Genomic DNA, 12,920 nt, shown 5'->3' on the forward strand with positions numbered 1-12,920 from the left:
GGTTGGTGGACGGCGGTCGCCGGTCCGCGGGCGCCAGGGTCGTGAACTTCGGGTGAAACGCTTTCACTCCGGCGGCCGGACCGGTAGAAGAGCGCGTGGCCTCCAACCGACGACCCCTGCCGACCACCCGCCGCGAGCTGCTCATCGCCGGCACGCTCGCCGCGTCGGCGGCGTACGTCCCCACCGCCTGGGGCGCCCGCCTGCTCGACGCGCCGGCGCGTGTGGGGGCCGGGCGCTTCCGGGACGGCGTCGCGTCCGGGGAGCCCACGGCCGACGGGATCACGCTCTGGTCCCGCCTGACGACCGACCACGCGCGGTCCGGCGCACAGCTGATCGTCGCCGAGGACGAGGGCCTGACGCGGACCGTGGCGACGGCCGTCGTCGGCACCTCGCAGACCGTGGACGGCTCGCTCAAGACACGCATCACCGGCCTGAAGCCGCACACGACCTACTACTACGCGTGGCGCTCGCGCGAGGACGTCTCGCCGACCGGCCGCACCCGGACCGCCCCGCCGGCCGACAGCGACATCCCCGTCCGCCTGGCCTACTCGTCCTGCCAGAACTACCCGACCGGGTTCTTCACCGGCCATGCCGACGCCGCGAAGCTCGACGACCTCGACCTGTACGTGCAGCTCGGCGACTACCAGTACGAGCGCGCGTCGATGCCGGGCAACGGGCGCACGGTCGCGGGCGGCAGCGTCGACCTGGCGAGCTATCGCGCCCTGATGAAGCTCTACCGGGCCGACAAGGACCTGCGCGAGCTGCACCGCGTCCATCCGTGGATCCACACCTGGGACGACCACGAGGTCGCCAACGACTACACCGACAACGCGCCCGCGCCGTCCGCCCTCCAGAAGGCCGCGGGGTACCGGGTGAGCTTCGAGTGGATGCCCCGGATGACGATGCCGAGCGAGCGCTACCGCGTCTACGGCAACCGCGGGCTGGGCCGGATGTGCGACGTCTTCCTGCTCGACCTGCGGCAGTACCGCACGGGAGAGGGCGACGGACAGCCGCGCCGGATCGCGGGCCGGGCGCAGCTCGACGCGCTCAAGGCGCATCTCACGGCGTCCCGCGCCCGCTGGAAGATCGTCGGGACGCCCGTGCAGCTGTCGCCGCTGGAGATCGCCGGGCAGCCGCTGAACCCCGACGCCTGGGACGGGTTCGTCGACGAGCGCAAGGAGCTGCTCGATCACATCGCCGCCGGCGGGATCTCGAACGTCGTGTTCCTCACGGGCGACATCCACGTCTTCATGGCCAACCAGGTGCTCGCGCAGGCGGACGCGGGCCGGTCGATCGCGACCGAGTTCGTCGGCGGGTCGGTCACCTCGAGCGGGATCGACAGCGTGCTCGGCGTGACCCCGACGACCGTCCGGCTGGCCAACCCGTGGATCAAGCACTTCAACGGGATGGACCACGGCTACGGCCGGGTCGACCTCGGGGCGGACGCGGCCAAGGTCACCTACCGCGTCGCCGCGATCGACCGTCCGGACGCGGCCGCCCGGACGCTGGCGACGTTCACGCAGCCATTGGGTGCCAACGACTTCACGCAGGATGGCGGCGCCGCGATCCGCGCGGCCTCCGAGGGCGACCTGCCGGCGCCGCTCACGCCGCGTCAGCTGCGCAGCGAGGCGGCGCGGACCACGGCGCTGAAGGTCAGGAGACAACGGCTCGAACGGGTCCTTCGCGCGCACGGGGCGGATCGATGAGCCCGCTGCGCATGCACGGTCGCTTCGGGCGCCCGGCGACAGCGGCGGGCCCAGGCGGCCGAGCTGCGATCTCCGACACCCCGGGTGAAGCTCATCGCATGTCGGCATCGGCGCTGGTGTCGGTGGCCGTGGTCGTGGCGGTCCTGTCGGTCCCTGCGGGGGCCGGGGCGGCCGCGCCGGCGAACGATGCGCCCGCCGGCGCGATCCCGTTCGCCACGTTCACCGCGGAGAACGGGGTCCCCACCGAGCAGCAGGCGGAGGCCGACCTCGCCGAGGCGACCCCCGATGCCGGCGTACCGCGCTGCCTGGGGTCCGGGTCGTTCGCCCGGACCGTCTGGTTCACGGTCCCCGCAGCCGACGTCCCGCGCCGGGTGCGGGTCGAGGCGCTGAGCCCGTCGCTGGAGACCGCCGAGACGCCGGACGTCGCGGCGTTCGTCCAGCCGATGGCCGCGGCGGGTCCGCTTACGGCGGAGCCGCAGGCCTGCGACGGCGCGGGCAAGGCCGGCGGCGCGGGAGGGGGGCGTGCCGGGACGGCAGCAGGCCCCGACCCCGGTGCCGGGGTGGAGCTGCGCGTGCCGGCGGGTCGCGTGGTCCTCGTCCAGATCGGGCGACGGACCGGACAGCGCGCGACGCGGGTGGTCGCCTCGCTGCGGCTGACGAACCTGCCGTCCGACCGCGCGCCCCGCGGCGACGTGGCCAAGGGCGCGCCGGTCCTGCGGTCAGGGACCTCCGCGCTGGTGGCGCTCGGCGGCGCGACCCTGACCCAGGAGGATCCGGCACAACCGGCCTGTCCCGCGTCGGGGACGGTGTGGCGCCGGTTCTCGGTGCCGGACGCGGGCCGGATCCGCGTCGCCGCCCGCGGGGCCGCGGTGAGCACGCTCACGCTGTTCCGCGGTTCCCGGCCGACTGGGACGAACGCGGTCGCCTGCGCGAACCGGGGCAGCGCGAGCGCGCCGTCCCGCCCGGTCGTCGAGGCCGCGCAGCTCGTCGCGCTGACCACGACCGTCGCCCGCCCCGGGACGGTCTGGCTGCGGGTCGGGACCGACGCGCCGGGCGCGGGCGAGCGGGCGCGGGTGGCGGTCGCTGGCGTGTGCGACCCCGCGCCGTTCGCGACGTCGACGGCCGCTCGGCGCCGTCCGTCGGTTCGCGTGACCTCGAGCGGGGCGGCTGCCGCGGTCAGCGGCGGACGTCGTCCACGGGTGAAGGTGCGGGTCAGCGGCGGCTGCCTGCGCGGGGTCCGGGTGACGCTGACGCGCGCCGGGGGCGGCACGGTCGCGACGGGCACGGTCGCCCGGGTGCACCCGGGGACGCGGACGCTCACGCTGCGCCGCGGCGGCCCGGGATCGCGGGGCGCGGCGGCCGGGCGGTACCGGCTGCGCGTGGTGGCGACGGCGGTCACCGGCGGTGCGCGGGTGACCGCGGAGCGGACGGTGGTCCTGGGCTGAAGGCGTTCGCTGACCCCGGGTTCCGCAACCCCGGCGGTGGTCAAGGTCCGGATGACGCCCGCCCTGTCTGCTGACTCCGGGTTCCGCAACCGCCGCGGTGGTCAAGGTCCGGACGACGCCCCCGCCGGGAGCTGACTCCGGGTTCCGCAACCGCCGCGGTGGTCAAGGTCCGGACGACGCCCGCCCCGCTGGTGCTGCCGCTGTCGGGCCACTCCGGCGGCGGCGTATGGCGACTCACCGGTCTCCCAACCGTGCGATGCGCCATTGGCGGAACGTGCCCGCGGTGAATGTCGATCCACCCGGCCCGGAGCCGTGCGATCCGCCATTGGCCGAAACGTGCCCACGGTGAAAGTCGATCCACCCGGCCTGCAGCCGTGCGATCCGCCAGTGACCGGGTTCACCTGGCGCATCGTGGGGGAGCGCGGACCGTGTGCGCTGGTGCATGTATGCCATGCGCTGGAGGACGCGGTCCCGCGGAACCGCGACACGGGGCCGTCGCCCGCCGACCGCCCGCACGCCGCCCCGCACCAAGGCCGCTGCGGCAGTCCAGCGCACTCCGCTGTCTCCAGCCGACGTTCCCAAACTCGTCGCGGCGCGGGGTCTTCGGCGTCAGCGCCACGGGTCCGCGACTGCGTGGTCGTTCGTGTCGACGCGCCGGGGCCTGTCGCCGTGTCGCCCGCCGGCCGCCCGCCCGCCGGCTGCCCGCTCGCCGCCCTGCATTACGGCTGCTGCGGCAGTCCAGCGCATACCGCCGTCTTCAGCCGCAGTTCCCAAGCTCATCGTGACCGCGGGGTCCTCGGCGTCAGCGCCACAGGTTTGCAACCCCGCGGTCGACGGCGTCAGCGCCACCGGCTTGCAACCCCGCGTTCGACGGCGTCAGCGCCACAGGTTTGCAACCCCGCGGTCGACGGCGTCAGCGCCACAGGTTTGCAACCCCGCGGTCGACGGCGTCAGCGCCACCGGCTTGCAACCCCTCCCGTCGACGGCCCCACCGCCACCAGCACGGGGAGCAGCGGATAGCCGGAAGCGCGAGCAGCCGCGTCGCCGGTGCGCCGGACCGTCCCTGCCGCGCGTCGGGGATCAGCCGATCGTGCGCACCGGCGCGCCGACCCGACGGACCGCTGGCCTACTGTGGACATGACACCGATGACCACCACGCAGACGACCACCGACGACGCCGCCCTCGCGCACCTGCACGCGCTCGCCGGCCCCGACGCCGTCTTCCGCGACGGCCAGCTCGAGGCGATCCGGGACCTCGTCGACGACCGTGCCCGCGTGCTCTGCGTCCAGCGCACCGGCTGGGGCAAGAGCGCCGTCTACTTCGTCGCCACCGCCCTCCTGCGCGAGCGCGGCTCAGGGCCCACCCTGATCGTCTCCCCGCTGCTGGCGCTGATGCGCAACCAGATCGCCGCGGCCGAGCGGCTCGGGATCCGCGCGCGGACCATCAACTCGACGAACGTGGGGGAGTGGCGGGACGTGCAGGACGCGCTCGCCCGGGACGAGGTCGACCTGCTGCTGATCAGCCCGGAGCGGCTGAACCACGCGCGGTTCCGCGACGAGATGCTGCCGCTGTTCGCGTCGTCGATCGGGCTGCTGGTCGTCGACGAGGCGCACTGCGTCAGCGACTGGGGCCACGACTTCCGCCCGGATTACCGCCGCATCCGCGACATGATCGCCCGACTGCCAGAGGGCGTCGCGGTGCTCGGGACGACGGCCACCGCGAACGACCGGGTCGTCGCCGACGTCACCGAGCAGCTGGCCGCCGGCGACGACCGCGCGCTGCGGTCCTACCGCGGCCCGCTCGGCCGCTCGTCGCTGCGCCTGGAGGTCTGCGAGCTGCCCTCCCAGGCGGCCCGCCTGAGCTGGCTCGCCCAGGTCCTGCCGACGCTGCAGGGCTCCGGCATCGTCTACACGCTGACCAAGCGGGACGCGGACGTCGTCGCCGGCTTCCTCACCGCCCACGGCGTGAGCGCGGCCGCCTACTCCGGCGACCAGCCGTCCGAGGAGCGCATCGTCATCGAGGACCGCCTGCTCCGGGACGACCTGAAGGCGGTTGTCGCCACCAGCGCGCTCGGCATGGGCTACGACAAGGCCGACCTGGGCTTCGTCGTCCACTTCCAGGCGCCCGGGTCGGTCATCTCCTACTACCAGCAGGTCGGACGCGCGGGACGCGGCGTGGACCACGCGGATGTCGTCCTCCTGCGCGGCCACGAGGACCGCCGCATCCAGGACTTCTTCATCGAGCAGGCGTTCCCGCGGCGCGAGCACGTGGAGCGCGTGCTCGAGCAGCTCTCGACGGGGGACGGCGCGACGGTGCCGCAGTTGCAGTCGGCGGTCAACCTGGGCCGCGGACGGCTCGAGGCGATGCTGAAGATCCTCGAGGTCGAGGGGGCGGTGCGCAAGGACGGCACCCGCTGGAGCACGACCGGCGCCGAATGGCACTACGACGCGGCTCGGTACAGCGCCATCACCGCGCTGAGGCGCACCGAGCAGGCGGCGATGGCGTCGTTCGGCGCCGACGGCCGTTGCCTGATGCGGGCGCTCCAGGAGGAGCTGGACGATCCGTCCCCCACCGACTGCGGGCGCTGCGCGGTCTGCACCGAGCCCCGGTTCGCGATCGAGTCCGATCCCGTCCTTGTCGCCGAGGCGATGCGGACGCTGCGCTCACGGCCGCTGACCCTCGACCCGAAGAAGATGGCTCCCGACCGCGAGACGGGGACCATGAAGAAGCTGCCGCCGGACGTCGTCATCGGCGAGGGCCGTGCGCTCGGGCGGGCGGGTGACGACGGCTGGGACCCGCTCGTGCGCGCCGGCCTCGACGCCGGCGTGGTCGACGACGAGCTGATCGGCGCGCTGGCCGAGGTCGTGCGCGAGTGGGGGCCACCCGTCGCCTGGGTCGCCTGCGTCCCGTCCCGCCGCACGGGTGCCCGCGGCGATGTGGTCGCCGACGTCGCCGCGCGGCTCGCCGCCGCGCTGGGCCTGCCGTTCGCCCCTGTCCTGGCTCGCGCCGACGCCTCCCGGCCCCCGCAGGCCCGGATGCGCAACGCGGCCCAGCAGGCCGAGAACGTCCGCGGCGCGTTCGCGGTCACGTCGGACCTCCCGCCGGGCGCATGCCTGCTGGTCGACGATATCCGCCAGTCGGGATGGACACTCGCGATGAGCGGCGGACAGCTGCGCCGGCGCGGGGCCGAGCAGGTGTTCCCGCTGACGCTGCGCACCAGCTTCTGATGGAGCGGCCCGTCCCGGCGTCGACACCGACGCCGCCTCGGATCGCGGGGATCGCGATCCGTCCGTGGGCGCCGGACGACGCCGAGGCGCTGAACCGCGCGGTCGCCGAGAGCCGCGCTCACCTGCGTCCGTTCATGCCGTGGGCCCGCCATCCGCTCATGTCCCCGGCGCAGCGGCGGGAGTGGTTCCGCAGCAGCGCCGCCGCCGGCGACCGGCTGTTCGGTGCCTGGGGCGGGGCGGGCACGGTCATCGGCATCGTCGGCCTGCACCCGCGGGTCGGGCGCGGGGGGCTGGAGATCGGCTACTGGGTCCATGTGGACCACGTCCGCCGCGGGGTGGCGACCGCGATGGTCCGCGCCGTCATCCCGCACGCCTTCGCAGACCCTGGAGTGACGTTCGTGGAGATCCGCCACGACGTCGCGAATGTCGTCAGCGGCCGGGTTCCGGCGGGCCTCGGGTTCACTCTCCTGGGCACCGTCGCCGGGTCCGACGAGGCGCCGGCGGAGACCGGGGTCCACCGGCGCTGGCGGCTGGACCGCTCGGCGGCGGCCTCGTTCGTCACCTGACGGACCGGGGTTACGTGAACCGGGCGGGGGTAGTGACCCGTGCGCCTCGTGCAGGCACCGGAGCCTGCGGGATCCGAAGCGCGGGGCCAGCACTGCTGCCACACCCGTCCCACACCGGAAGAGAACCCATGCCTCACACCCCATCCACGCGTGGCCCGCGAACCGCGGCACTCGTCCTCGCCGTCGCTGGCACGGCTGCCGCGATCGGCGTCCCAACCCTCGCGGGCGCGGCTCAGCCCCGTCACGTCGGCGGCCCCGGCACCGGCGCCAGCATCACGACGGCCGGCCCCGACCTGCGGACCATCACCCTCGATCCGGCCAACAGCCTCGAGGACACGATCGGCGAGCGTGCGCGCTACTGCTTCGACCAGCCGATCGCGAAGATCGGGACCGGCGGCTTCGTCCTGCAGTCCTACGACGTCCGCCGCTACTGGCAGGGCACCGCGACGCAGGCGACCGACAACGCCGCGTGCGCCGTCGTCAGCTTCCCGGCCGGATCCGACATCGGTCAGGCCACCATCGGCGGCGTCGGCCCCGGCGCGGTGACGGACCTCGCCAACAAGCCGAGCCTCGTCGCGTCCGAGCCCGTGATCGGCAGCGCGGCCAAGCCCGCCGGCGGCGCGACGACGGCCCCCGACCTGATCGACGCGACCGCGGACATCAGCGCCGGCAACGCGAAGATCGTCACCTACACGTTCGACGAGAGCCTGAACCCCGCACCGTCCCGCGGCGCCGGCGAGGCCGCGCAGACCGCGTACCAGGCCTCGGACTTCGGCTACGTCCTGCAGGACGGCGACCCGGTCTACGCCGCCGCCGGCAAGGTCACCGCGACCGGCAACCAGGTCAAGGTCAACTTCGGCGCCGCGCCCGTCGAGTCCGCGGCACGGTTCGTCACGAAGCAGAACGCCGTCGAAGACCGGCCCGCGAGCGCGGTCCAGCCCGGCAGCGGTCTGCCGCTCGTCACGCGGTCCGCCCCCGGTGTGGTCGCCAAGAGCGCGCAGACCGGCGGCCGTCCCTCGCTGGTCGCCGCCGCGCCCGACGTCGCGAACTCGTTCAAGCTGACGTTCAGCGGCCCGGTCACGGGTGGCTCCGCCGCGCAGATCCGTGCCATCGCGGACGACGGCACGCTGTCCGCCGTCGCCAGCTCGATCGGCACCGGCGGCTCGGAGAACGCGATCATCGCCACGTTCCCGGACTCCGACGCGCTGACCAAGGACCCGGGCTCGATCGTGCGGATCGTCGCCGGTGCCGGCGCGGTCACCACGACGACCGACCCGAAGGCCGGGAGCATCTACAGCCAGGCACCGGTCTCGACCCCGAACAACACGCCGGGCTACACCAACGGTCCGGACCTGCTGAACGTCGCGGTCGACGCCGCGACGCAGCGCGCGACGTTCAACTACGACGAGCCCGTTGCCGCCAGCACCCCGCCGTCGCGCTTCACCGCGTTCCGCTCCGACGGGACCGACGCCCAGGGCACCGGGACGACGACCTCGTCCGGGAACTCGATCACGGTGACGCTCGGTGCCGGCATCGCCGACTTCGTCGCGTTCGGCCAGGGCTACGGTGCCGTGAACGACGTCGCCGGTCGCCCGAGCCCGAACCAGTCCGTCAGCAAGGACGTCGAGGCCGCCCCGACCCCGCCGGCCCCGGCCCCGTCGGCCGGCAAGACGAAGGTCAAGACGTCGCTCAGCCTGCGGCGTTCGGGCTCGCGCTTCTCGGGCACCATCAGCGCGGCGCAGAAGACCTGCAAGTACAACCGCACGATGGTCCTGCGCAAGAAGGGGAAGAGCACCACGCGCTACGGCACGGCACGCTCGCTGAGCACCGGCCGGTACGGCATCACCAAGCGGAACGCCAGCAAGGGCACGTACTACGTGTTCGTCCTCGCGAAGTCGACCAAGACGATCTCGTGCAGCAGCGCGACCTCGAAGCAGTCGGTGCGCGTCCGCTAGCCAGCGAACGTCGTCTTCGACGACACGTCGATCGAGGGCCCCGTCGGTGACGGGGCCCTCGCTCGTTCACGGCCGGGCGCTTTGGCCTAGGCGAGGGACTGTGCCGCGTCGTCGAGCAACTCGAACGCATCACGAATGCCGTCCTCCATGCCGGACGCGAGGTGCCCGTCACGGTGCTCCCGGCAGGAGTGCTCGACCAGGACGGTCATCATCGTGCCCGCGGCCGTCGGCGTGAGGTCCATCGTGTTGACCGCCTCACCGTCGGGCATCCCTTCGTAGACCTCCGTCGAGACCAGGCGCTCACCGGGGACGATCTCCCGGTACTCGCCGTGGAACCCGACCTCGAACCCGCCCTCGGCCGTCATCACGAAGCGCCAGGCCCCGCCGACCCGGAGGTCGATCTCCACCAGCGTGACCGCCCCGCGGCGCGCGCCCCACCAGCGCTCGACCAGCTCCGGGGTCGTCCACGCCCTGAAGACAAGCTCGGGCGGCGCGGCGAACTCGCGGGTGATCAGGATCTCCCGGTCGCCCTGTGCGGTCACGGTCGTCGGCCGGTCAGTTGTCACCTTCGTCATCTCCCTGCTCCTTTTCGTTGTCCTTGAGGTCTTCCAGCACGTCATCGAGCGCGTTGAAACGAGCGGACCACAGGTCCTCGTAGCCCTGCACCCAGTCGAAGATGGGCTTCAGGGCCGGGCCGTTGATCCGGTACAGACGCCGGCGGCCCTCGTCGCGGACGTCGACGACGCCGACGTCCCGCAGGACCCGCAGGTGCTTGGACACCTGCGGCTGCGGCAGCCCGAGCGCGGCCACGAGCTCGGTGACCGACTGCTCGCCACCGGCGAGGGCGTCCAGGATCTCGCGGCGGCGAGGCTCCGCCACTGCGTTGAACGCATCGGTCGTGGTTGCCGCGCGAGCCATGCCGCACATAATATATGCCGTTATAGGCATATATCAAGGCGGAGTTATTCAACAACCGTGCGCGGCCTGATCAGAGCCCCTGGCTGCGCTCAGGCGACGAGCATCGTCTCCGGCGCGATCCGCGCGTCCAGGACCACCGGCGACGCCGTCCCCCGTTCGCCCGTCCGGCCGGTCACGGCCAGGCGCTCGAGCAGCGCAACGGTCTGCCGGTGGATGTCCCGGTCGCGGGTGGCCAGGTAGGCGGCCCGTCGCCCGGCGTTGGCGACGTGCCAGAAGCCCGGTCCGGTGGTCCGCGGTCGGGTGTAGTAGAAGCGCAGCTGCCGCGGCCAGGCGAGCAGCTGCTGCGCGCGGTGGGCGCGGAGCAGGTCGCAGCCCGAGCGGGTGTCGACCAGGGCGCCGGCCACGATCCGCAGGTCGCTGAGCAGCTCCGGCGGCAGCGCGTCGTTGTACCCACGGACGAACGCGGCGAGAACCGGGCAGACCGCCCGCGGCCGATCGCTGGAACCGCTCGCGGGCCAGCATCGACGCGAGCTCCACCGTGCACGCACCATGACGCGGGTCGTGGTGGCGGCCCGCGCTGAGGCGGACGTTCTGGTGGCTGACCGGGGCAGGCATGAGGCACAGTCTGTCGCACTTCGGGCGCGGGCAAAAGGCGACCGCCGGTCCGTATCGGCCCTACGGCGTGACGACGAGCACGCCGCCCTCGTCGGCCGCCTGCGCCCCGCCGTCCGTCACCGTGAGGGTCGCGCCGTCGTACTGCGCGGTGTACGCGCCGCCCGGGGTCAGGCCCGTGACCAGGATCCGCCGGACGCCATCCGGGAGGGCCACGGTCGTCGTGCCGCCGCCGGTCATCGCGACCGGGAACAGGACGGCCGTCCCGCCGACGACCGCGCCGTCGTAGGAGGCCCCGGCGCTCGACGTCACCCGAAGCACTGGATCCGCCGATGCACCGCCGTCCGCGCCCTGGACGACGTTCAGGAAGCGGACGTCCTGCGGGCCGCCGGGCGCCTCCACCTTCAGGCGGAACTTCATCGGCTCGCCGACCGCAGGAGCGCCGAGCTCGGGCGGGTTCCTGGAGCCGGACAGGACGGCGTCCTCCGGCAGCAGCGTGCTGACGAACACCTGCTGGCCCTGCGGGGTAGTGACGCGGGCCTGGCGGCCGTCGATCGACGGCGCGGTCGGGAACTGCAGCCAGTAGCGCTTGAACCGGCCGGCAGTCTTCGAGGTCACCCGGTCGTAGGTGATCACGTGGTCGGGCTCGAGCCAGACAACCGAGCGGCTCGCGTGGGCGACGTCCGCGACCTCCTCGTTCTTCGAGTTGTAGAGGTTCGTGGCGTCGCCGGTGAGGGCGACGAACCCCTGCCCGAAGGACCGCGCGACGAGCGTCGGCTCACCGGCCGTGAGGATCCACTGGTCCCCGTTCTTCCAGATCTCGCGCTCGTACTCGCCGTCGGCGTGGAAGGGCTTGTCGTTCTCGATCGTGACGCTGTTGGTGAAGTCGGTCAGGTAGCTCTCGTAGCCCGTGCGGGGCTTGGTGAGCCACTCGCCCTTGCGGAACAGCGCGAACGTGTTCCCGTCGGCCGTCTGGTGGTCGATCTCGTTGAACGACAGCTTGTGACTGAAGAGGCGGCCCTCGTCGCACCAGCAGGTCCGGGCGAGCGTCCGGTTCAGCGTCGGGGCGAACCAGCGCTTGTCCAGCCCCGGCCGCGGGTCGGTGGCCTCGGGTGCGGCCGGGTCGAACAGCAGGAAGTACAGGATCGACCCGAAGAACTGGTCGGTGTTCCCGACCCGGTCGTGCAGCGCGGCCTTGCCGCCCGGCGGGACGTTCGTGGCGATCCAGCGCGTCGCGTTGAGGGTGGCGGTGTCGCCGCGCTCGGCCGCCTCGAGGCCCAGGGGACCGTAGAGCGTGATCGGATCGAGGGCCCAGTACTGCTCCTCGTCCCCGTACGACGCCGCCTGCCAGACCTGGCCGAGGTCGGGCCGGTCGGGGGTGGACGGGATCGGCACCGGCGGGAGCGAGCTCAGGTAGGCGGGGACCGAGTTCGTCCAGTACGGGTTCCCGGCGATCTTGGTGACGGGGCTCTGGTCGCCGCTCGGGCCGGCCGTCCGCATCGCGACGAGCAGCTGGGCCAGGCGGCCGGTCGCGTCCGGCCCGTACTCGAAGCCCTCGGGGGAGAGGCCGCCGGGGAACTCGGTGCGCAGCGCGTGGTCCATGAGGTACAGCCAGCTGCCGCTGACCCGCTTGATCTGCGACCGCAGCAGGCCGCGCGGATCGTCCTTCGGGTCCAGCGCCATCGCCATCAGCCCGAGGTTGCGGGCGTGGCCGAGGTAGTAGTTGTTCAGCGAGTAGCGGACGTTGTGGCGGTCGGCCAGGAGCGCCGGGTTGTTCAGCGGCCCGAACGGGGTGGGCTTCGCGCCCGAGATCTGGGTGAGCGGGTAGCCCTTGTACTGCTCCTTGGCCCAGCGCAGGTACAGCGTGCGGATCTTCTTCCTGTCGGCCTTCGTGAAGTACTGGTAGGCCCAGTCGACGGTCAGGCCGAACGACTCGCCGAAGTACCGCGAGCGATCGCCGACCGAGAACATCGGGTCCCGGAACGGCGCGTCCGTCTTCGCGCCCGGGAGCGCCTTCACGACGAGGGACATCATCAGCTTGCGGGCGCGCCGCCCGTAGCCGGCCCGCGACTTCGCGCTCGGGTGTACCACGGACAGGAACGCGAAGAGCTCCGAGTAGAGCTCGGTCGGATACTGCTCGTAGGAGTAGCCGCCCGCGTCCTTGTTCGGGACGCGTCGCCTGTCCATGTCGAGCGTCGCCCGCCGCGCGAGGGGCACGATGCCCTTCGACCACATCGGGTTCGACGCCTTCGCCCAGGAACGCAGGCGCGGGACGTCCTGCTTGCGGATCAGCAGGCGCGGATGCCCGCCCCCGGTGACCGCGCGGGTTTCCGCGGCGCGCGTCTGCGCCGCCGACGCGGCCGGGGCGCCCGCGCTGCTGCCGCAGGCGGCGAGCAGCAGGGCGCAGGCGACGAGGATGCCGAGGAGCGAGCGCATGCGCCGCATTCTGTCGGCGTCCGCACGCCGGCGACAGCAGCACTAGGGATGAAC

The 12,920-nt window shown here is 73.1% G+C and carries 9 protein-coding genes; 5 read left to right on the plus strand and 4 right to left on the minus strand.

Annotation, left to right across the window (positions count from 1 at the left end):
• The first annotated feature begins 95 nt into the window (after positions 1–95).
• The 5 genes from DSM112329_RS07365 to DSM112329_RS07385 all read left to right on the plus strand — a co-directional run bounded on the left by DSM112329_RS07365 (position 96) and on the right by DSM112329_RS07385 (position 8,900).
• Positions 96–1,706: an alkaline phosphatase D family protein gene (locus DSM112329_RS07365; RefSeq protein ID WP_354701161.1), complete on the plus strand. Its 1,611-nt coding sequence runs from the start codon at positions 96–98 to the stop codon at positions 1,704–1,706.
• 98 nt (positions 1,707–1,804) lie between these two features.
• A complete protein-coding gene (locus tag DSM112329_RS07370) occupies positions 1,805–3,151 on the plus strand; it encodes a hypothetical protein (RefSeq protein WP_354701162.1) in 1,347 nt (448 codons plus the stop codon).
• 1,146 nt (positions 3,152–4,297) lie between these two features.
• Complete coding sequence (locus DSM112329_RS07375) at positions 4,298–6,379, plus strand: RecQ family ATP-dependent DNA helicase (protein ID WP_354701163.1); 2,082 nt, start codon at positions 4,298–4,300, stop codon at positions 6,377–6,379.
• Positions 6,379–6,945, plus strand: coding sequence for a GNAT family protein (locus tag DSM112329_RS07380; RefSeq protein ID WP_354701164.1), 567 nt, complete (start codon positions 6,379–6,381; stop codon positions 6,943–6,945). The genes DSM112329_RS07375 and DSM112329_RS07380 overlap by 1 nt, the downstream gene beginning before the upstream one ends.
• Positions 6,946–7,073: 128 nt before the next feature.
• Entirely contained in the window at positions 7,074–8,900 is a 1,827-nt protein-coding gene (locus tag DSM112329_RS07385) for a hypothetical protein (RefSeq protein WP_354701165.1), read from the plus strand.
• Between the two features lie 86 nt (positions 8,901–8,986).
• Here the strand turns inward: DSM112329_RS07385 and DSM112329_RS07390 are convergent, their stop codons facing one another.
• The 4 genes from DSM112329_RS07390 to DSM112329_RS07405 all read right to left on the minus strand — a co-directional run bounded on the left by DSM112329_RS07390 (position 8,987) and on the right by DSM112329_RS07405 (position 12,866).
• Positions 8,987–9,475 (minus strand): SRPBCC family protein, encoded by a 489-nt coding sequence (locus tag DSM112329_RS07390; protein ID WP_354701166.1) that lies wholly within the window; start codon positions 9,473–9,475, stop codon positions 8,987–8,989.
• Positions 9,456–9,818, minus strand: a complete 363-nt coding sequence (locus DSM112329_RS07395) for a metalloregulator ArsR/SmtB family transcription factor (protein WP_354701167.1) — start codon at positions 9,816–9,818, stop codon at positions 9,456–9,458. Before DSM112329_RS07395 ends, DSM112329_RS07390 begins: the two co-directional genes overlap by 20 nt.
• 89 nt (positions 9,819–9,907) lie before the next feature.
• Positions 9,908–10,369 (minus strand): hypothetical protein, encoded by a 462-nt coding sequence (locus DSM112329_RS07400; RefSeq protein ID WP_354701168.1) that lies wholly within the window; start codon positions 10,367–10,369, stop codon positions 9,908–9,910.
• 124 nt (positions 10,370–10,493) lie between these two features.
• A complete protein-coding gene (locus DSM112329_RS07405; RefSeq protein ID WP_354701169.1) occupies positions 10,494–12,866 on the minus strand; it encodes a hypothetical protein in 2,373 nt (790 codons plus the stop codon).
• Between the last annotated feature and the right edge of the window lie 54 nt (positions 12,867–12,920).

Origin of the sequence: Paraconexibacter sp. AEG42_29 (assembly GCF_040581415.1) — a bacterium.
In the GTDB taxonomy this organism is placed as follows: Bacteria; Actinomycetota; Thermoleophilia; order Solirubrobacterales; family Solirubrobacteraceae; genus Paraconexibacter.